Origin of the sequence: Rossellomorea sp. RS05 (genome assembly GCF_039822645.1) — a bacterium.
Taxonomy (GTDB): Bacteria; Bacillota; Bacilli; order Bacillales; family Bacillaceae_B; genus Rossellomorea; species Rossellomorea marisflavi_B.
Map to the genome: position 1 here is coordinate 36,493 of NZ_JBDKWY010000013.1, position 20,799 is coordinate 57,291.

Sequence of the window (20,799 nt, forward strand, 5' to 3'; positions counted from 1 at the left end):
ACAGGTAAAAGCAAGAAAAAAGCCCGCCATGATAGCGAGCTTTTCTTCTATAAGTTGAATTACTTAACTTCTACGCCAGCTCCAACTTCTTCAAGTTTAGCTTTAAGTTCTTCAGCTTCCTCTTTAGAAATACCTTCTTTAAGTGGTTTTGGAGTGTTATCAACAACTTCTTTCGCTTCTTTAAGGCCAAGACCTGTGATTTCGCGAACGACTTTGATGACTTTGATTTTTTGAGCTCCAGCGCTCTCAAGGATAACGTCGAATTCAGTTTTTTCAGCAGCAGCTTCTCCGCCACCAGCAGCTACAGCTACAGGTGCAGCAGCAGTTACTCCGAATTCTTCTTCGATTGCTTTAACTAGGTCGTTTAGTTCAAGAACTGACATTTCTTTGATCGCGTCAATGATTTGCTCTTTACTCATTTTATATTTCCTCCTTGTTATGGTTCGTTATTGGTTTGGTTAAACGGCTTGCTTTAACTTACGCGCCTTGCTCTTCTTTTTGATCGGCAACGGCTTTTGTAGCCAACGCGAAGTTGCGCATTGGTGCTTGAAGCACGCTGAGTAGCATAGAAAGAAGTCCTTCGCGGCTTGGAAGTTCAGCGATTGCTTTAACATCCTCAACGGAAGTGATTTGACCTTCGATGACACCCGCTTTGATTTCAAGGTTTTCGTGATCTTTCGCGAATGCGTTAAGGATCTTGGCAGGAGCTACAACTTCTTCCGTGCTGAACGCGATTGCGTTTGGACCAGTTAGGAATTCGTTAAGACCTTCAAGACCTGCTTCAGCAGCTGCACGACGTGTCATTGTGTTTTTGTACACTTTGAAGTCGATTCCAGCTTCGCGAAGTTGTTTACGAAGTTCAGTTACTTCGGAAACATCAAGTCCACGATAGTCAACAATGATTGTTGACACACTGTTTTTTAGTTTGTCAGAGATTTCTCCGACGATGTGTTGCTTTTGCTCTAGAATGCTGCTCATCATTACACCTCCTGTAGATTTACTGATGAACATTCATACCGTCATCCAATAAAAGATGCCCTTGCATCGGGTAGACACAAGGGCATTGCAAACACGCCGGAAGCATGTATTTTATCGCAATTACCTCGGTAGGGGATTAAGCCGTTGAAGGCTCCTACTGTCTACGGTACAAATGTATTCATTTTTCACAACAGGACTAATTATAACCATTAGCCTGCGGCAAGTCAATGCCAAATATTACTTAACAGCGAAAGTTGAAGGATCGACTTTAACGCCAGGTCCCATTGTAGAAGTTACGGAAACGTTCTTCACGTAAGTTCCTTTTGCTGCAGCAGGTTTAGCTTTAAGCATTGTGTCATACATCGTAGCAAAGTTTTCAACAAGCTTTTCGTTGTCGAAAGATACTTTACCAACCGGTACGTGTACGTTACCAGCTTTGTCAGCACGGTACTCAACTTTACCAGCTTTGATTTCGTTGACAGCTTTTTCAACGTCGAATGTAACAGTTCCAGTTTTAGGGTTTGGCATAAGGCCTTTTGGTCCCAATACGCGACCAAGCTTACCAACTTCACCCATCATGTCTGGAGTTGCAACGATTACGTCGAACTCGAACCAACCTTGGTTGATTTTGTTGATAAGGTCTGCATCACCTACGAAGTCAGCGCCAGCAGCTTCTGCTTCTTTTGCTTTTTCGCCTTTAGCGAATACAAGAACCTTTTGAGTTTTACCAGTACCGTGTGGAAGCACGACTGCTCCACGGATCTGCTGGTCGTTTTTACGAGTATCTACACCTAAGCGGAACGCTACTTCAACAGTTGCGTCAAACTTAGCGAAGTTTGTTTTCTTAACTAGTTCGATTGCTTCTTCAACTGAATAAGCAGTAGTACGATCTACTAGCTTTTGAGTTTCAAGAAACTTCTTGCCTTTTTTAGCCATTTTGAATATCCTCCTCATTGTGGTTTTAGCGGAATAACCTCCCACGAAATAAGGTTGCGAGAGTGAAACGTACATTTCATCATCGCAACCTCAGTCAACAGGAATCTGTTCGGTAGCAGGGATTAGTCTTCGATGACGATTCCCATGCTGCGTGCAGTTCCTTCTACCATGCGCATAGCTGATTCAACGCTAGCTGCATTCAGGTCAGGCATTTTTGATTCAGCAATTTCACGTACTTTATCGCGTTTAAGTGTTGCCACTTTTTTGCTGTTCGGTTCGCCTGAACCAGACTCGATACCAGCTGCTTTCTTAAGCAATACAGCAGCAGGTGGAGTTTTAGTGATGAATGTAAATGAACGGTCTTCAAAAACCGTGATTTCAACAGGAATGATTAAGCCAGCTTGATCGGCTGTGCGAGCATTGAATTCCTTACAGAATCCCATGATGTTAACACCTGCTTGACCTAGTGCAGGACCAACTGGTGGAGCTGGATTAGCTTTACCGGCAGGAATCTGCAATTTAACCATTTTGATAACTTTTTTAGCCACGAGACACACCTCCTTAAGTCCGTGATGTGGTTATTGGGTTGTACACCCTCCCACTCATGTAAAAAATGTCTTTATCAACATAAAGAACGTCTATTAGGTTCAGTGGCTCTCGTCGAGACGCACTGACTTATGAAATAGTATCATTTTTTCAGAGTGATTTCAAGTTCTTTTCCATTATAATTTATCGACTTGAGAGAAATCAAGTTCAACCGGCGTATCGCGGCCAAACATATTGACGTGCACTTTGAGCTTCGTTTTGGAAGAATCGATCTCTTCGATCGTCCCGGTGAAGTTTGCGAATGGACCTTCGTTGACCTTGACTGTTTCGCCAAGCTCGTAGTCCACTTCCACTTTCTTCTCGCTCATGCCCATCTGTTTCAACAGATTGGTCACTTCTTCCGGAAGAAGAGCTGTCGGCTTGGAGCCGGATCCCGATGAACCGACGAAGCCGGTCACACCCGGAGTATTCCGCACGACATACCATGAATCATCCGTCATGACGATCTCGACGATGACATAGCCTGGGAATACCTTCTTTTTGATTACTTTTTTCTTGCCGTTCTTGATGTCTGTCTCTTCCTCTTCAGGCACGATGACACGGAAGATCTTATCTTGCATCCCCATGGTTTCTACGCGCTTTTCCAGGTTGGCTTTGACTTTGTTCTCATATCCTGAATACGTGTGGACCACATACCAATTCTTTTCCATATGTTAGGACTCTCCAGTCCGTCCCTCCTCGCTTTGTAAGAATACACTTCCATCATCTCTTTCAGACAATGTAAAAAACCCGTAAAAGATAACGGGCTCAAAGGTCAGTACTCTATTATCGTCCATTATACCATGCTTTGACGGTATATATACAGGTAAATCTCTGTTTCTTTATTTTGAATCGATGAGGACTCGCATGAGTTCTGATATACCAAGGTCGATCACCGTGAAGAACAGGGCAAATACGACAACGGTCGTGATGACCGTGATGGTATAGCGCGTCAGCTCTTTGCGGGACGGCCAGCTAACCTTCCTCATTTCCGATGCTACGTTGCGAAAGAATTTAAACATCCGTTAGTAACCTCCAACTAGTATCAATGCTGTAGAGTTCCGTCCCCATCATTTTGTTTCCTTGTGAAGGGTGTGGGAATTGCACGTATTACAGAACTTCTTTAATTCTAATCGAACGGACTGATTCTGCTTGCCGGGAACGCTGTAGTTCCGCGATCCGCAAACGGTACAGGCCAGTATTAATTTCTTTGTCATCCTATCACCCGGTCCGGACCCTGTTCGGTCCATATTAAGTCCTATCAAAAATAACACGGTCACCAAATTGTGTCAATACGGTTACATGGTTATTTCCCGGACTTCCAAGTAGCGTTCAAGCTTCCGCTTCACGCGCTGCAATGCGTTGTCGATGGACTTCACATGACGGTTCAACTCTTCTGAGATTTCCTGGTAGGATTGCCCGTCAAGATACAATGCGAGCACCTTCCGTTCAAGATCACTCAGGAGCTCGGCCATCTTATCTTCCATATTATCGAATTCTTCACGGTTGATGATGAGAGCTTCAGGATCCATGACTTTTGCACCTGAGATGACATCGAGCAGCGTTCTGTCCGATTCGTCATCATAAATCGGCTTGTCCAATGACACGTAGGAATTGAGCGGTATGTGTTTCTGTCTAGTGGCTGTCTTGATGGCTGTTATGATCTGTCGGGTGATGCACAGTTCCGCAAACGCCTTGAAAGAGGTTAGCTTGTCCTCCCTGTAGTCGCGGATGGCCTTATAAAGGCCGATCATCCCCTCCTGCACGATATCTTCTTTATCTGCACCGATCAGGAAGTAGGAACGTGCTTTCGCCCTAACGAAATTGCGATATTTCTTAATCAAATAATCCAGCGCTTCGCTATGACCCTGATGAACCGCTTCTATGATTGCTTCGTCATCCATTGTCACCAATTTCTCGTCAAATGCTTCTGTCCTGGTGATATTGCTCACAGACATCCCCCCGCGCGTAGCAATAGATAGAAATATTATACATGACAGAAAATTCAATCGTCAACAGGTCATCGTTCCCCGCGCCGCCATTTCTCAAAGATTTCAGCGACTTCATTCGACAACGGTATCTTCGTAGGGGGCTTTCGGTCTGTCGAATTTCGTACTTTTTTTTCGATTTTCTTTTCGATGGCATTTACTTCGTTCAGAAGTTCCCTGGCCGATTTCCGCAGGGCTCCCTGACCGAATATCGCCCACTGCTCCGTGAAGTCAGACGTCGCTACATGGATCTGCGTCTTGATGTTGTTGAGCTCGATGGCGAGTTTCTCGATCCGCTCATCTGCCGTCTCATTCTCTTTGGTGAAGATTACTTCCACCTTGTAGTTGTTGTATTTCCTTGCGATTCCCTGCACGTAATAGGCGTCAAAAATGACGATCACCCGATAGCCGGTATACCCTTGGTATTCAGCCATCTGTTCCACCAGGCGGTCCCTGGCAGCCGACAAGTCCTTCTTCTTCAGCTCGTTCAGCTCGTGCCAGGCACCGATGATGTTATATCCGTCCACTAGGAGAATGTCCATGGCTATTCTCCCAGCGGGTGGCGAGTACGGTGAACCTCATACATTAAAATACTGGCTGCCACCGAGGCATTCAATGATGTCACATGTCCGACCATCGGCAGTTGGACAAGGAAGTCGCATTTATCCCTCAGGATCCTGCTCATCCCCTTGCCTTCGCTCCCGATGATCAAACCGATGGGAAGCGTACCGTCGAGCCTGCGGTAGTCCTGACTGCCCTTGGCATCCGTACCGGCGATCCATACACCGCGGTCCTTCAGTTCCTCGACTGCACGTGACAGGTTGGTGACCCGTGCCACGGGGATATGTTCAATGGCCCCGGTGGACGCTTTGGCCACCGTCGACGTTAAACCGACTGCGCGCCGCTTCGGAATGATGATCCCGTGTGCACCTGAAGCATCGGCGGTTCGCATGATGGAGCCAAGATTATGTGGATCTTCAAGCTCGTCCAAGATCAGGAAGAAAGGATCCTCCCCCTTTTCCTGTGCCTTCTTGAAGAGATCATCGATTTCTGCATACTGATAAGCTGCAACCGATGCAACGACACCCTGATGATTCTCGGGAACCATTTGTTCAATTTTCTTCTTCGGTACGAACTGGACCAGGATATTGGAGTCCTTCGCCAGACCGATGACCTGCTGCATCGATCCCTTCTGCGACCCCTCCTGGATCCAAATCTTGTTGATATCCCGCCCCGACTTCAATGCTTCAATGACGGGGTTACGTCCTCCAATAAAATCTAATTCGTTACTCATGCTCTTTCCTCCTTTCCTTTTTGTTCAAAGATCAACGTGATCAGTTCCTCCAGCCGCTCGATGCGATTCTGAAGGAAAAGAAATCCGAGCAGCGCTTCAAAAGCGGTACTATGCTTATACGTCTGCACATCTGTATTCTTGGGGGTGGTGCCGGATTTCGCATTCCTTCCCCGTTTGACGACCAGGACTTCCTCTTCAGAGAGGAGCTCTTCCTCGAACATCCACTTGAGGATTGCCGCCTGTGATTTTGCCGACACATAGCTCGTGGCGGCCCGGTGAAGCTGATTGGGCTTGACCCTTCCTTTGGTGAGGAGGAGCTGCCGCACATACGTTTCATACACGGCATCCCCCATATAGGCCAAGGCCAATGGATTCATTTGTTTCGCATCGATGTGCTCATTCGTTTCGTACAGCATCCTCAACCTCTTTTCCAGCGTGTGCCTTGAGGAGTGTCTTCGAGGATGATATTCCGCGCTTTCAACGTATCACGGATTTCATCTGCCAATTGGAAGTCACGGTCTTTACGTGCTTGAAGCCGCTTCTCGATCAGCTCATCGATCTCTTCATCTACAAGTTCTTCACTGGCAGCAAGGGAGAGCCCGAGTACGCTGAAGAACTCTTGGAACTGGGCGAGGAATGAATCAATGACGGCTGTCGAGGTGTTCTTTTCCATGAGGTAGTAGTTCGCCTGCCGGGAAAGTTCGAACAGGGAGGAGATTCCATTCGCCGTATTGAAGTCATCGTCCATCGCTTCGATGAATTGGTTCTTGAGAGCCGAGACCTTGCCGAACCATTCTAGATCGTGATCTGCAAGATTGGCACTCGTTTCCTTGCGATGCTGGAGATTATCATACGAGGTGCGGATACGGTCAAGGGCCGTCTTCGCGTTCTCCAGCAGCTCCAAGTTATAGTTGATCGGATGGCGGTAATGGACCGACAGCATGAAGAAACGCAGCACTTGCGGGTCGTGTTCCTTGATGATGTCGTGGACCAATACAAAGTTCCCCAAGGACTTCGACATTTTTTCGTTATCGATATTGATATATCCGTTATGAAGCCAGTATTTCGCGAAAGGCTTTCCGGTCAGGGCCTCTGATTGAGCAATCTCATTTTCGTGATGGGGGAATGTAAGATCCTGTCCGCCTGCGTGGATATCGATCGTATCCCCGAGGTAGCGCTTCGCCATGGCCGAGCACTCGATATGCCAGCCCGGACGCCCATGTCCCCAAGGGCTCTCCCAGGAGATTTCCCCTTCTTTCGCTGATTTCCACAGAACAAAGTCGAGTTCGTCTTCTTTTTTATCGCCCACGTCGATACGCGCTCCGACTTTCAACTCATCGACGGACTGATGGGACAGCTTCCCGTATCCGTCAAACTTCCTTGTGCGGTAGTATACATCTCCTTGGGATTCATAGGCGAACCCTTTATCAACAAGCGCCGAGATGAATTCAATGATGGTATCGATGTTATCCGTCACGGTCGGATGGATATCGGCTTTCTGGCATCCGAGAGCCCCGGTGTCTTCAAAGTATGCGTCGATGAAGCGCTTGGCGATCGTCGGTACCTCTTCACCAAGCTCGTTGGCCGCCTTGATGAGCTTATCGTCGACATCAGTGAAGTTAGAGACGAATTTCACATCATAGTCCCGATACTCCAAGTAGCGGCGTACTGTATCGAATACGATGGCCGGCCGGGCATTCCCGATGTGGATGTAGTTGTAGACCGTTGGTCCGCACACGTACATCTTGACCTTCCCTTCTTCAAGGGGCTTGAATTCTTCCTTCTGTCTAGTAAGTGTATTATATAAACGGATCGTCAAGACGATCGACTCCTTCCATGTTCCTCTTGTAATAGACTCCTGAGTTCTTCGATTTCTGATTGCAGCTGTTTGATGCGGTCGTTGATCGGATCCGGCAGGTCACAGTGGTTCAGGTCCTTCTGGATCTTCACCCCGTCCTGTATCACGACTTTCCCCGGGATGCCCACGACAGTGGAGTTCGGTGGGACATCCTTCAAGACGACCGATCCTGCCCCTACTTTAGAATTTTCCCCAACTACGATGGAACCTAATACTTTTGCTCCTGTCGCAATAAGGGCATTGTCCCTTATCGTAGGGTGCCGCTTCCCTTTCTCTTTACCCGTACCCCCTAGTGTGACGCCTTGGAAAAGGGTGACGTTGTCCCCGATCTCACACGTCTCTCCGATGACCACACCCATCCCGTGGTCGATGAAGAAACGGCGTCCAATCTTCGCACCGGGGTGGATCTCCACTCCGGTGAAGAAGCGGCTGATCTGAGAAATCACACGGGCGAGGAAAAAGAATCTCCGTTTGAAAAATGCGTGGGCGACCCTGTGGGCCCAGATGGCATGCAGTCCCGAGTACGTAAGGACCACTTCGAAATAATTCCTCGCGGCCGGATCCTGATCGAACACGACATCGATGTCTTCTTTGAATGTCTTGAACATTCCATCCCCCTCCTTTCATTCGCTCAATAAAAAAACGCCCCTGTCAAATGACAGAGACGCTGTAGGCAAGCGCGGTTCCACTCTGATTGGGATCACTCCCCAACTCGGATCCTGTTAACGGTGGAAGCCGCCATCACCTACTTATATGTTCAGCAACGGACTCAGAGGTGCATTTCAGGAACGGAGGGGCTCAGACCACTTTCAGCCGGTGATGGTCCTCTCTAATCAGCTTCCGTATCCCTACTTCTCCTCTTCAACGCGATTTATCCAATTCGTGATACTCTTACTATATTACATTCCCTGCGAAATGTTAACCTAAAAGTCCTTGAAGGCGAAGTTTCACTTTTTCTTTCCCCAACAACTCAATGGCATTCGGAAGTTCCGGACCGTGTGTCTGACCGGTAACGGCCACGCGGATCGGCATGAATAGCTTCTTGCCTTTGTGTCCCGTCGACTTCTGGACATTTTTGATGGATTTTTTTATTTCTGCCGCTTCGTAGTTCTCAAGTGCTTCGATCTCCTCAAGGAATGCACGGAGCACTTCAGGAACCTCTTCCTCGTCCAATACGGCTTTTGCTTCTGCGTCGTATTCCAGATCATCCTTGAAGAACATTTCTGAAAGCTCGACGATTTCAGCCCCGAAGCTCATTTGCTCTTGATATAGACCTACCACGCGACGCACCCACTCATGCTCTTCTGCAGTCGGGTTCTCGCTGATCTTGCCTGCTTTGATCAGATGCGGTTCAGCAAGGCCCACCACCTGGTCAAGGTCGAGGGCTTTCATATACTGGTTGTTCATCCACGTCAGCTTCTGATTATCGAACAGGGCAGACGATGTGGAAAGGCGCTCAGGGTCAAAAATCTTGATGAATTCTTCCCTTGAGAACAACTCGTCTTCCCCTTTTGGCGACCAGCCTAGAAGGGCGATGAAGTTGAAGAGCGCTTCCGGCAGATAGCCGAGGGCCTCATACTGCTCGATGAATTGGATGATGCTTTCATCACGCTTACTCAGCTTCTTGCGGCTTTCATTCACGATCAGGGTCATATGACCAAATACCGGAGGCTCCCAGCCGAGAGCGTCAAAGATCATGAGCTGCTTCGGTGTATTGGAGATATGATCTTCTCCGCGGAGCACATGGGAAATCTTCATAAGGTAATCATCGACTGCCACGGCAAAGTTATACGTCGGTGTACCGTCTTTTTTAGCGATGACAAAATCACCGATACCGTCAGATTCAAATGATACTTCGTCTTTTACGATATCGTTGAAAGAAAATACGCGGCCTTCAGGCACACGGAAACGGATGCTAGGCTGGCGTCCTTCCGCAGCAAGCTTCTCCTGCTCTTCCGCTGTCAGGTTGCGGCATTTACCGGAGTAGCGAGGCATCTGACCAGATGCACTTTGCGCTTCCCGTTCAGCTTCCAGCTCTTCCTCCGTACAGTAGCATTTATAAGCTTTTCCGCTTTCAAGAAGCTCATTCAAATACTGTTCGTAAATATGGTTCCGCTCGGATTGACGATAAGGGCCGTATTCCCCTCCCTTATCTACACTTTCATCCCAGTCGATCCCAAGCCACTGAAGATACTTAAGCTGGCTTTCTTCTCCGCCTTCAATGTTCCGCTTCTTATCCGTATCCTCGATACGGATGATGAATTTCCCGCGCACACTGCGTGCGTATAGATAGTTGAATAGGGCCGTACGGGCATTCCCGATATGTAAATGACCCGTTGGACTCGGGGCATAGCGTACGCGTACTTCGTTTGACATATTCGTTCCTCCTCAATGATTCTGCTTGTATTAGTTTACCACCGTTCGAAAACGGAATAAAGGGTCTTACTTTTGCTTCACCAGAACCGTCGTCTGAGCCGCGATCCCTTCTCCGCGACCGGTGAAACCAAGTTTTTCGGATGTTGTGGCTTTTACATTCACCTGGGATGGATCCGCTTCGAGGAGCTCGGCGATCCTTGCTCTCATCTCATCGATATACGGGGCCATCTTCGGCTTTTGGGCGATGATGGTGCAATCGATATTCCCCAGTTCATAGCCTTCCTCTTTGACCATTGCCCATACGTGTTGAAGCAACTTGGCCGAGTCTGCGTCCTTGAACTCTTCGTCCGTATCCGGGAAATGCTTCCCGATGTCACCGGCAGCAATGGCACCGAGGCAGCCATCCGCCACGGCATGGAGAAGGACGTCGGCATCAGAATGCCCCAGAAGCCCTTTCTCATATGGGATCGTGATGCCGCCCATGATCAATGGACGATCCTCCACTAGTTGATGCACATCGAAGCCTTGTCCGATTCTAAACATGATGTTTTCCTCCTTCTGTTCTCTTCTTCAATATCGCCTCGGCAAAAAACATATCCTCCGGCGTTGTCAATTTGATATTGTCATAATCACTTTCCACGATGGACACGTCTTCCCCCAGACGCTCCACAAGTGAAGCGTCATCGGTGCCTAGGAACCCTTCCTCCATTGCTGCATCGTGGGCTTTTTTTAAAGATGAAACGCGAAAAGCCTGTGGGGTCTGCACCATCCACAAGCTTGAGCGCTCGATCGTTTCTTCGACTTTCCCATCCATGACTTTCTTGATGGTATCCTTCACCGGAACCGCGGCAATCGCCCCGCCTGTCTCCCCGGCCCGCTCAGCGAGCTCGTGGATGACCGACCGGGAAATGAACGGCCTGGCACCATCATGAACGAGTACGACTTCATGATCGACCTCAAGCAATGCCTGATACACGCTATCCTGTCTTTCTTTCCCCCCGTCGACGAGACGGATATCCTTGCCGATATCATGACGATCGATCAGAGCTTCGAACTCTTCCCGTTCATCGGGATGGATAGCAACAAAGATCCCCTGGCACAGGGGATCCCGGTCGAACACTTGAAGGGTATGGACAATGATGGGTGCCCCGTCCAACTCAAGAAGCAGCTTATTCCGATCCGCTTTCATCCTTTTGCCCCTTCCGGCAGCCGGGATGACCACTTGATACTCCATATGATTAACTCCTTTGACTTCCTCTAGTATTCATCCATTATACCTTACCGGGTCAAAGGAGTCAGGCTTAGAGCGCTTTTTCCAATTGTTTCGGCTTTGCAAAGATCATCCGCCCCGCGGAGGTCTGCAGCACCGAAGTGACTAGGACATCGATATATTTGCCGATGTAATTGCGCCCTTCCTCCACAACGATCATCGTTCCGTCATCGAGGTAGGCAATGCCCTGATTATGCTCTTTACCATCTTTGATCACCTGTACCTTCAGTTCTTCACCAGGAAGGACGACAGGCTTAACGGCGTTGGCCAGGTCATTGATATTCAATACTTGTACCCCTTGAAGGTCGCATACCTTATTCAGGTTGAAATCATTGGTCACAACGATTCCGTTCGTGAGTTTCGCAAGCTTCACAAGCTTCGAATCCACCTCTTGTATCTCTTCGAAGTCGCCCTCGTAGATCTGGACCTCAACCGGCAATTCCTTTTGGATGCGGTTCAAAATATCAAGTCCTCGACGTCCGCGATTCCGCTTCAATACGTCGGATGAATCCGCGATATGCTGGAGCTCTTCGAGGACGAACTGAGGAATGACGACGATGCCTTCGAGGAATCCCGTTTGACAGATGTCTGCAATACGTCCGTCGATGATCACGCTTGTATCGAGAATTTTTAGGGTCTTCACGGCGTTCGCTTCATCATCCTCGTCGGAATCTTTCTTCTTGGAACGAGAATTGCCGAAGAGACCTACCATTTCATCCCGCTTCTTGAAGCCGACCTGGAAACCAAGATACCCAAGCAGCAAGGTCAAGAGCACCGGTACGACCGCATTCAAAATCGGGAATTCAAGCTGATTGACGGCAATTCCCAACAGGTACGCAACGATCAATCCGATAATCAGACCAAGACTTCCAAAGAGCAAATCCGTCACCGGGGCCTTTACCAAACTATCTTCAAACCATTTGACAAAGTTCACCACATACTCGACTGCCCAGAACGAAATAATATAAAAAATAATGGCACCTAATATAGCAGTCATATATGCATTATTGATTAATGAAATATCCGCCATGTTGATGACCGACAATAACTCCGGAATCAATAGGATCCCTAGTGTACCACCTACGATAAGGAAGCATGCCTGAACGATTCTTTTTAACATACCTTCACCTCCTCCTATCCATTATAAACAATTTATGATTTTTAAAACGTGAGATTCTTGACTAATTTTCTTCAATTTCACAAACGATGATAGAGGCCCTCATGAAAAGGCTAACACTCGGAGATTACACTGTCAATTTTTTGGAAACAGGGCATATTTCCCTTTTATCAAACCGGGACTTGGGTGCTATAATTGCCGGTCAGCGAACGTTTGTTCTTTTATGAGTTTGAGACCTTCTTTAATCTTGCGCGCCCTCACTTCCCCGATCCCTTCCACTTCATCAAGGTCTTCGACCGTCGCTTTCACGATATGATGAAGAGCATCATACTCGTTGATCACATTCTCGATGATGACGATCGGCAGGCGCGGGATCTTATTCAATACACGGTATCCGCGCGGGAACATCGCCTCGTCGTGGTGGGGATAGCCCTGATAACCCAGAAGCTTCAGGAGCACATTGTCTTCAAGGACTTCTGAGCGCACAAGCTCCTGGAACTTATATAGAAGCTCGAATGCTTTCACGTTGCGGTCCATGGCGTAATCCCGGAAGATCAACATGGCCTCGCTCTCGATGTCTGAAAGCAGTTCATTCATCTGCAGGCGGATCAGTCTTCCCTCCGTGCCGAGTTCACTCAGATACGTCAGAAGCTCATTTTTGATCCTGAGAACCATTTCGAATCGATGGAGAACCTGGAGCAGATCGCTCTGGGTCACCAATTCTTCGAACTCCAAAACCGATAGATTGGAGATGCTCTGATCGAGGACGACTTTGTATTTCTCCAATGTCTGCACAGCCTGATTGGCTTTGGTCAGGATGACGGAAATGTCCTTCAGGGCGTATCGGAAATTGCCCTGGTACAGGGTGATGACGTTCCGGCGCTGCGAGATGGCAATGACAAGGGCATTCGTCTGCCTTGCCACCCTTTCTGCCGTACGATGCCTCATCCCTGTCTCTGTAGAAGGAACATACACATCGGGGGCAAGCTGGGCATTGGCCAGGATGATCTTCGTCCCGGATTCGTTCAGGACGATCGCCCCGTCCATTTTCGCCAGCTCATACAGATAGCTCGGTGAAAATGGACAATTGATATGAAAGCCTCCGTCCAGAACGGACTTGACCTTGTCATTGTATCCGACGACGATAAGTCCGCCGGTATTGGCCCGGAGCACATTATCGATCCCATCCCGGATAGGCGCACCGGGCGCAACGAATTGTAAAATATCCGATATGGATTTATCCTTTGCCTTTTTATCTTCCATTTTGTTATCCTCCTAAAATCATACCCAACGCTTGGTGGATATCGGATACACCGACCACTTCGATGCCGCCCGGTGCCTGCCATCCCCCGATATTGTTCTGCGGGATGATGACCCGCTGGAAGCCGAGCTTCGCCGCTTCCTGCACCCTCTGCTCAATCCGTGAAACGCGCCGGATCTCCCCGGTCAGTCCCACTTCCCCGATGATGCAATCCTGTGCGCGTGAAGCTTTGTCCCGGAAGCTTGAAGCAATGCTCGCCGCCACGGCCAAATCGATAGCCGGCTCATCTAGCTTCACTCCGCCTGCGACCTTGAGGTAGGCATCCTGTTGCTGAAGGAGCATCCCTGCCCGCTTCTCAAGCACTGCCATGATGAGGGAGACCCTGCTATGGTCGATTCCTGTTGCCATACGTCTCGGATTATTGAAGCTCGTCGGAGTGACAAGGGCTTGAATTTCCACAAGCACCGGCCTTGTTCCTTCCATGGATGCAACAACCGTCGACCCGGCAGATCCCTGTGAACGTTCTTCGAGGAAGATCTCTGAAGGATTGGCGACTTCTTCAAGACCCAGCTCCTTCATTTCAAAGATTCCCATTTCATTCGTAGAACCGAAACGGTTTTTCACCGCCCTCAAGATCCTGTAAGAATGGTGGCGCTCCCCTTCAAAATAGAGAACAGTGTCCACCATATGCTCCAGTAGACGGGGACCGGCGATGGATCCTTCCTTGGTTACATGTCCGACGATGAAAATGGCAATTCCTTTCGTCTTACCGATCCGCATCAATTCAGCCGTACATTCCCGGACCTGTGATACGCTCCCGGGTGCCGAAGTGACCTCCGGATGATAAATGGTTTGAATGGAGTCGATGATGACAAAGTCGGGTGAAAGCTGATCGATGGTCTGGTGAATCGACTGCAGGTTGGTTTCTGCATATATGTATAGGTCATCAGCTGTGATATTCAGCCGGTCCGCACGCAGTTTGGTCTGCTTGATGGACTCTTCACCTGATATATAAAGGACTTTTTGCTTTTGTTCGGCAAGCTGTGAAGATACTTGCAGCAGCAGGGTGGATTTCCCTATCCCTGGGTCTCCCCCTATCAACACAAGCGATCCCGGCACCACTCCTCCTCCAAGTACCCGGTTGAGTTCTTTGGAATCAGTAAGGACACGGGGCTCTTGCATCGTTTCGATGGATGTCAGTTTTTCAGCCTTCGATGGCCCTTCGCTATGTTGGAATGCACCACGGGGCTGCTTCCCCGTAATGGCCACTTCTTCCACCATCGTGTTCCACTCATTACACCCGGGACATTTCCCCATCCATTTTGCTGATTCATACCCACAGGATGAACATACGAATTTTGTCTTCTTTTTTGCCAAAACGATCCTACTCCTCTTCCTAGTCTTATTACTATACCGAGAGTGCCCCGGCTATACATACCTCTCACTTCTTATGGAAAAAAAGAGGCACAGGTTCATGACCGTGTACCTCTTCCTTTTCACATCAAGGAGTTGAATTGGTTGCTTCTTCTTTCAATTTGACGACGAACTCTTCCCCTTCGACATCGATGAGGATGTCTTGACCCGTCAAGACCTTCCCTCTCAGGAGCTCTTCAGAAAGTTTATCTTCGACATATTTCTGAATGGCCCTGCGGAGCGGTCTTGCACCGTATTCAGGATCGAATCCTTCATCCGCGATCTTCTCCTTGGCAGCCGCAGAAAGTTCAAGATGGATATCCTGCTCTTTGAGGCGCTTCGTGAGTTGATTGGACATAAGGGTGACGATCTCTTTCAGGTGGTCTTTCTCCAATGAGTGGAAGACGATGATTTCATCGATACGGTTCAGGAATTCAGGGCGGAAGGCACGTTTCAGTTCCTCCATCACTTTCCCTTTCATATCTTTGTAATCCTGCTTCCCATCCTGGATATTGAAGCCCATATGCTTATTGGCTTTAAGGGACTGTGCACCGACGTTCGATGTCATGATCAGAACCGTGTTCCTGAAGTCGACAGTCCTTCCTTTGGAATCAGTCAAACGACCATCTTCCAAGACTTGCAGAAGGATATTGAAGACATCGGGATGTGCTTTTTCGATTTCATCGAGGAGCACGACGGAATATGGTTTGCGACGGACTTTCTCAGTCAGCTGACCGCCTTCCTCGTACCCGACATATCCCGGAGGAGATCCGACGAGACGGGAGGTGGAATGCTTCTCCATGTACTCCGACATATCGATCCGGATCATCGCTTCTTCATCACCGAACATGGATTCTGCGAGAGCCCTAGCCAATTCGGTTTTACCGACACCGGTAGGACCGAGGAAGATGAATGAACCGATAGGACGCTTCGGATCCTTCAGTCCTGCACGGGCACGGCGTACCGCTTTCGATACAGCGACAACTGCTTCGGATTGCCCGATGACACGGGAGTGCAGGATCTCTTCCAATTTCAAGAGACGATCTGTTTCTGTTTGAGCAAGCTTGGATACAGGTACTCCTGTCCAGTTGGACACGACCTTCGCGATATCTTCCACTGTGACTTCGGTATTTTCCTGCCCCTGCTTTTCTTTCCATGTATTCTTCGTTTCTTCCAGCTCTTCACGAAGCTTCTGCTCGGAATCGCGTAGGGAAGCGGCTTTTTCAAACTCCTGGCTCTGAACGGCAGCATCCTTCTCTTTGCGGATCTCTTCCAGCTTCGCTTCAAGCTCCTTCAGGTTCGGCGGAGTCGTATATGAGCGGAGTCGGACCTTCGAACCGGCTTCATCGATCAAATCGATTGCCTTATCCGGAAGGAATCGGTCTGAGATATAGCGGTCAGAGAGTTTCACAGCGGCATCGATGGCAGCATCCGTGATGGATACGCGGTGATGCGCTTCATAGCGGTCACGAAGACCTTTAAGGATCTGGATGGACTCATCTGCAGTCGGCTCATTTACCTGGATCGGCTGGAAACGGCGCTCAAGGGCTGCATCCTTCTCAATGTACTTCCGATATTCATCAAGGGTCGTCGCCCCGATACATTGCAGTTCTCCACGTGCAAGGGAAGGCTTGAGGATGTTGGAAGCATCGATTGCCCCTTCAGCCCCTCCTGCCCCGATCAGCGTGTGAAGCTCATCGATGAAGAGGATGATATTTCCTGCCTGACGGATCTCATCCATCACTTTCTTCAGGCGGTCCTCGAACTCACCGCGGTATTTCGTTCCGGCAACGACCGTACCCATATCAAGGGTCATGACACGCTTATCACGGAGGATCTCCGGTACTTCATTCGCGATGATTTGCTGGGCAAGGCCTTCAGCAATTGCCGTCTTACCCACACCCGGTTCACCGATAAGGACCGGATTGTTCTTCGTACGGCGGCTTAGCACTTCGATGACACGCTGGATTTCCTTGCTTCGCCCGATGACCGGATCAAGGCTTCCTTCACGGGCAATGGCCGTCAAGTCACGCGCAAGACTATCAAGTGTCGGCGTATTGGCATTCGCACTGCCGCCTCCTTGGTGTCCGCCAGAATCGTTGTTGCCGAGGAGCTGGAGAACCTGCTGCCTTGCTTTGTTCAAGCTTACGCCAAGGTTTCCGAGTACCCGTGCTGCCACGCCTTCCCCTTCACGGATCAGACCGAGAAGGATATGCTCTGTCCCTACGTAAGAGTGACCGAGCTTCCTTGCTTCATCCATGGAAAGTTCGATGACTTTCTTCGCGCGGGGTGTATAGTGGATCGTTTGGGACTTTTCCGTTCCTTTTCCGATCAGACCCTCCACTTCCTTCTGGATCTTCTCAGGGCTTAGTCCAAGGGCAGTCAGTGCCTTGGCTGCAATCCCCTCTCCTTCACGAACAAGGCCAAGCAGGATATGTTCAGTGCCGATGTTATTATGGGCTAGTCGGATGGCTTCTTCCTGGGCTAATGCCAATACTTTTTGAGCTCTTTCTGTAAATCGACCAAACATCATGATTCTTCCTCCTCACATGTATCTTTATCCAATCTAATTCGCTCCCTGATCAAGGAAGACCTTCTTATGTCCCGTTCATTCGGTCGCAATGGACCTCCGGAATATTGTTGTAAAAAACCCGGTTGGGTCAAAATCATCAATTCATTCAAAATATTTTTGGAGAGACTGTGGATCATGCCCAGATCGATGCCCAGACGAACATCGGACAGGCATTTGGCCGCTTCCTTCGATTCAATGATGCGGCTATGCTCCAGCACCCCCAGCGATCTGAAGACCCTATCTTCTAATTGTATGTTGGAGGTCTGAACTAATGCCTCCCTCGCCGTCAGTTCCTTGGCAATGATCTGATTCACCACGCTGATGAGATCTTCCACGATATCCCCTTCCGACTTACCTAGGGTCGTCTGGTTGGAGATTTGAAAGATATTCCCCAGTGCTTCACTGCCTTCGCCGTAGATACCCCTCACGACGAGCCCAAGCTGGTTGATCGCCGGTATGATCCGGTTCATCTGCTGGGTGAGGACCAAGCCAGGAAGATGTACCATGACCGATGCCCTGAGTCCCGTTCCTACATTCGTAGGACAGGTGGTCAGATACCCGTGCTTCTCGTCGAATGCAAAGTCCAGTTCGCTCTCAAACCAATCATCGAGCTCATTGGCACGGGAGAGGGCCTGCTTCAGTTGAAGACCTGGATACAGACACTGTATCCGGATATGATCCTCTTCATTTACCATTATGCTTATATCTTCATCTGGTGATAGAAGGACGGCCCCGACATTCTTATCTTCTGCCAGATTGGGACTGATCAGGTGTTTCTCCATCAATACCCTTTTTTCCAACGGCTGAATCTCACTCGTAGGTAAAAATTCGAGTTCCCCCAGCTCTTTTGGAAAAGAAGACATTTTCTCTTTCACCCGTTCTACGATCTGCCCTGCTTCCTCAGGTGAATATAGGGTTGAAAAACGGAAGTCCGTCAGATTCCGTGCCAAACGCACGCGGGAACTCAGGACAATATCCGATTGGGGACCTTCTTCATTCATCCACGAACTGACGGTATTGCTTAAAAATCGCTCCAGACTCATTCTGCACCTCCCCCTTCCTGCTTCATCTCACGTTCAAGGGAACGAATGCGATCTCTCGTTTCAGCTGCTCTCTCAAACTCTTCCTCTTCGATGAGGGCCTGAAGTTCCGTTCTCAACTTCTTGATCTGCTTCTTGATCTGGATGGTACCGCCCATTCGTTCCGGTACCTTTCCATGATGCTCCATATTCCCGCTGTGCACCCTCTTCAGAATCGGATCGAGTTCGCTATTGAATGTCTTATAACACTCCGAACATCCAAACCGGCCGATGCTCGTAAACTGTTGGAATGTCAATTTGCACTTCGGACACTGGAGAACTTCCTTTTTCGGCGCTTCCTGCTCCTGTGCCTGCTTGAAGCCGGGGGTGATGTTCAATAAACCGGCCAACAGATTATTCACCGTGAAGGCTGCCGAATTCTCGAACATCGTTCCTTTATCCTGAGCACACTGCTCACATAGATGGACCTCGGTCTTCTCTCCGTTCACAACCTTCGTGAAATGAAGGGTTGCCGGATTCTCCTTGCACTCCTGACACATCATTCCATTCACCTCTTACATTCTTACTCGTATTTTAGCGTATCCAGCATAGCCCGGAGCATCCTGCCCCGCAGTATATCCCGTTCAGGCAACTCGACCATGATCACGGATCGATCCATGACGCTCAGCATGATCTTTGCCTCTCTTTCAGATATTATATCCTCTTCCACGAGTCGGAAAACGATATCAGCCGCCGTATTCTGACTGATTTTCTGAGTAATGAGGGCCACCAGCTGATCAATAAGATGCAGCTGATCATGAGCCTTCACCCGCATGATGCGGATGTAGCCGCCTCCCCCTCGCTTACTCTCGACCACATACCCCTTCTCGATGGTGAAGCGGGTATTGATCACATAATTTATTTGAGAAGGAACACATTGGAACTTATCAGCGATCTCACTTCTTTTGATTTCGACGATTTCAGATTCACTTAAATCCAATACATTCTTCAGGTAATGTTCAATGATGTCGGATATATTTCTCATTAAACCTCCTCCTCATTTGACTTTGACTATATTTGACTATAATTATACAACCGGGCTTCCATCTTTGCAATGAAGAAGCATAGCCTTAAAAGCTTTTCTGTTTGGGAGGTATTTTAAACGTGAAGATCGATTAAAAACGGAAAATTCGAATTAGGTGTATATTCGACTTTGTGTGGGGTTAGTCCTTCTTTGGATGTGCAGGGTTTTTGGGAGAGTTCAGTAGAGGAAATGGATGTTGAAGGGTTGGACGTGAGGATTGTGTCCTTTTGATCGTGACTACCATATTTATGAAGGAATGTACACAGACAGAACGTCAATTTGTGGGATTTTTTGGGATTTGAGACGGAATAATTTTATCCCTTACGAACTTGAAACTACGATTGAAAGGTCGCAAGTATGCACGGCCTTACGCAAATACAGGGGTCGGATCGCAAATAGAAAAATGAACATTGGTACGTTTCGCAAATAAAAAGTCGTTTTTCACAAATAAAATCAAAAATATCGCAAATAAATGGTTGAATTTCGCAGGTATTTTCGTGCCTGAGGGGGAACGATGGGTCCTTGAGTGCTTCAAATGGAAAAAAGATGTTGCGAGGAATGTCGAATGGTGTCAGGTACATAAGTGAATACTTTATCTGGAAAAACATCACTGATAAAAGCACCCTATCCGCAGGTATCACGCCCCCTTCGCAAGAAACATAAAAAAGTCGCAAATAAGCACGACTCCCCCATAGCCTCATCTCCAGTTAACACCTCTGTCCATCCCCCTTGGCTGATCATATACTCCCTTAGGTCATTAAAGCTCTAAAAATCTGTCTCTTTGACCTTGCTCACCGGCCTCATCCCATACTCTAACCGTACTCTCGCCCTCCTAACCAACCCTTTCAACCTGCGATCTTCACATATCTCTCTAATCAACATCTCTCTACCCATCCTATTTCAAACGGCTAACATCACCACCAACATTCCCCGCCAACAAAAAAACACCACAAAAAAAGCAACCCATCAAATGAGCTGCTTTTTATACTTTGCCTGGCGACGTCCTACTCTCACAGGGGGAGATCCCCCAACTACCATCGGCGCTGAA

At 48.5% G+C, this 20,799-nt stretch carries 23 protein-coding genes and 2 other annotated features; all 23 genes read right to left on the minus strand.

The annotated features are described in order from the left end of the window. Window positions 1-59: 59 nt before the first annotated feature. Window positions 60-419, minus strand: coding sequence for a 50S ribosomal protein L7/L12 (gene rplL / locus ABJ225_RS21095; protein ID WP_048007601.1), 360 nt, complete (start codon window positions 417-419; stop codon window positions 60-62). A gap of 58 nt (window positions 420-477) precedes the next feature. After that, window positions 478-978: a 50S ribosomal protein L10 gene (gene rplJ, locus ABJ225_RS21100; RefSeq protein ID WP_048007600.1), complete on the minus strand. Its 501-nt coding sequence runs from the start codon at window positions 976-978 to the stop codon at window positions 478-480. A 42-nt stretch (window positions 979-1,020) separates the two neighbouring features. Then, window positions 1,021-1,163, minus strand: a sequence feature (ribosomal protein L10 leader region). A 52-nt stretch (window positions 1,164-1,215) separates the two neighbouring features. Next, window positions 1,216-1,914, minus strand: coding sequence for a 50S ribosomal protein L1 (rplA, locus tag ABJ225_RS21105; RefSeq protein WP_347321530.1), 699 nt, complete (start codon window positions 1,912-1,914; stop codon window positions 1,216-1,218). Window positions 1,915-2,036: 122 nt separating this feature from the next. Beyond that, the gene (rplK, locus tag ABJ225_RS21110) at window positions 2,037-2,462 is read right to left on the minus strand and encodes a 50S ribosomal protein L11 (RefSeq protein WP_048007598.1); all 426 of its coding nucleotides are present in this window, start codon (window positions 2,460-2,462) and stop codon (window positions 2,037-2,039) included. A 174-nt stretch (window positions 2,463-2,636) separates the two neighbouring features. After that, window positions 2,637-3,170 (minus strand): transcription termination/antitermination protein NusG, encoded by a 534-nt coding sequence (gene nusG, locus ABJ225_RS21115; RefSeq protein WP_048007597.1) that lies wholly within the window; start codon window positions 3,168-3,170, stop codon window positions 2,637-2,639. A 171-nt stretch (window positions 3,171-3,341) separates the two neighbouring features. Continuing rightward, window positions 3,342-3,521 carry a preprotein translocase subunit SecE gene (gene secE, locus ABJ225_RS21120; protein ID WP_053429958.1) on the minus strand — a complete coding sequence of 60 codons (180 nt, stop codon included), beginning with the start codon at window positions 3,519-3,521 and terminating at the stop codon, window positions 3,342-3,344. Window positions 3,522-3,569: 48 nt separating this feature from the next. Next, window positions 3,570-3,716 carry a 50S ribosomal protein L33 gene (gene rpmG / locus ABJ225_RS21125; RefSeq protein ID WP_079513658.1) on the minus strand — a complete coding sequence of 49 codons (147 nt, stop codon included), beginning with the start codon at window positions 3,714-3,716 and terminating at the stop codon, window positions 3,570-3,572. 81 nt (window positions 3,717-3,797) lie between these two features. Next, entirely contained in the window at window positions 3,798-4,403 is a 606-nt protein-coding gene (sigH, locus tag ABJ225_RS21130; RefSeq protein ID WP_370294868.1) for an RNA polymerase sporulation sigma factor SigH, read from the minus strand. 116 nt (window positions 4,404-4,519) lie between these two features. Beyond that, entirely contained in the window at window positions 4,520-5,029 is a 510-nt protein-coding gene (locus ABJ225_RS21135; RefSeq protein WP_048007594.1) for an NYN domain-containing protein, read from the minus strand. 2 nt (window positions 5,030-5,031) lie between these two features. After that, the gene (gene rlmB / locus ABJ225_RS21140) at window positions 5,032-5,781 is read right to left on the minus strand and encodes a 23S rRNA (guanosine(2251)-2'-O)-methyltransferase RlmB (protein WP_056541779.1); all 750 of its coding nucleotides are present in this window, start codon (window positions 5,779-5,781) and stop codon (window positions 5,032-5,034) included. Further along, on the minus strand, window positions 5,778-6,197 hold the full coding sequence (locus ABJ225_RS21145; protein ID WP_218247760.1) for a Mini-ribonuclease 3: 420 nt from the start codon (window positions 6,195-6,197) through the stop codon (window positions 5,778-5,780). Before ABJ225_RS21145 ends, rlmB begins: the two co-directional genes overlap by 4 nt. Window positions 6,198-6,199: 2 nt before the next feature. After that, window positions 6,200-7,600: a cysteine--tRNA ligase gene (gene cysS, locus ABJ225_RS21150; protein WP_347321531.1), complete on the minus strand. Its 1,401-nt coding sequence runs from the start codon at window positions 7,598-7,600 to the stop codon at window positions 6,200-6,202. Continuing rightward, entirely contained in the window at window positions 7,597-8,247 is a 651-nt protein-coding gene (gene cysE, locus ABJ225_RS21155; protein ID WP_053429962.1) for a serine O-acetyltransferase, read from the minus strand. Before cysE ends, cysS begins: the two co-directional genes overlap by 4 nt. Window positions 8,248-8,296: 49 nt before the next feature. Next, window positions 8,297-8,513, minus strand: a binding site (T-box leader). A gap of 44 nt (window positions 8,514-8,557) precedes the next feature. Beyond that, window positions 8,558-10,015, minus strand: a complete 1,458-nt coding sequence (gltX, locus tag ABJ225_RS21160; protein WP_347321532.1) for a glutamate--tRNA ligase — start codon at window positions 10,013-10,015, stop codon at window positions 8,558-8,560. 66 nt (window positions 10,016-10,081) lie between these two features. After that, on the minus strand, window positions 10,082-10,558 hold the full coding sequence (ispF, locus tag ABJ225_RS21165) for a 2-C-methyl-D-erythritol 2,4-cyclodiphosphate synthase (RefSeq protein ID WP_347321533.1): 477 nt from the start codon (window positions 10,556-10,558) through the stop codon (window positions 10,082-10,084). Beyond that, window positions 10,551-11,249 carry a 2-C-methyl-D-erythritol 4-phosphate cytidylyltransferase gene (gene ispD / locus ABJ225_RS21170; RefSeq protein ID WP_056541770.1) on the minus strand — a complete coding sequence of 233 codons (699 nt, stop codon included), beginning with the start codon at window positions 11,247-11,249 and terminating at the stop codon, window positions 10,551-10,553. Before ispD ends, ispF begins: the two co-directional genes overlap by 8 nt. 67 nt (window positions 11,250-11,316) lie before the next feature. After that, complete coding sequence (locus tag ABJ225_RS21175) at window positions 11,317-12,405, minus strand: PIN/TRAM domain-containing protein (RefSeq protein ID WP_056541767.1); 1,089 nt, start codon at window positions 12,403-12,405, stop codon at window positions 11,317-11,319. Between the two features lie 186 nt (window positions 12,406-12,591). Then, entirely contained in the window at window positions 12,592-13,665 is a 1,074-nt protein-coding gene (gene disA, locus ABJ225_RS21180; RefSeq protein ID WP_048007585.1) for a DNA integrity scanning diadenylate cyclase DisA, read from the minus strand. Between the two features lie 4 nt (window positions 13,666-13,669). Continuing rightward, a complete protein-coding gene (radA, locus tag ABJ225_RS21185) occupies window positions 13,670-15,040 on the minus strand; it encodes a DNA repair protein RadA (protein ID WP_048007584.1) in 1,371 nt (456 codons plus the stop codon). A 124-nt stretch (window positions 15,041-15,164) separates the two neighbouring features. Continuing rightward, window positions 15,165-17,609 (minus strand): ATP-dependent protease ATP-binding subunit ClpC, encoded by a 2,445-nt coding sequence (gene clpC / locus ABJ225_RS21190; RefSeq protein ID WP_056541764.1) that lies wholly within the window; start codon window positions 17,607-17,609, stop codon window positions 15,165-15,167. Next, a complete protein-coding gene (mcsB, locus tag ABJ225_RS21195; protein ID WP_079513655.1) occupies window positions 17,606-18,691 on the minus strand; it encodes a protein-arginine kinase McsB in 1,086 nt (361 codons plus the stop codon). The genes clpC and mcsB overlap by 4 nt, the downstream gene beginning before the upstream one ends. Then, window positions 18,688-19,230 (minus strand): protein-arginine kinase activator protein McsA, encoded by a 543-nt coding sequence (gene mcsA / locus ABJ225_RS21200; RefSeq protein WP_053429969.1) that lies wholly within the window; start codon window positions 19,228-19,230, stop codon window positions 18,688-18,690. The genes mcsB and mcsA overlap by 4 nt, the downstream gene beginning before the upstream one ends. A gap of 20 nt (window positions 19,231-19,250) precedes the next feature. Next, window positions 19,251-19,712: a CtsR family transcriptional regulator gene (locus ABJ225_RS21205; protein WP_056541759.1), complete on the minus strand. Its 462-nt coding sequence runs from the start codon at window positions 19,710-19,712 to the stop codon at window positions 19,251-19,253. Window positions 19,713-20,799: the final 1,087 nt, after the last annotated feature.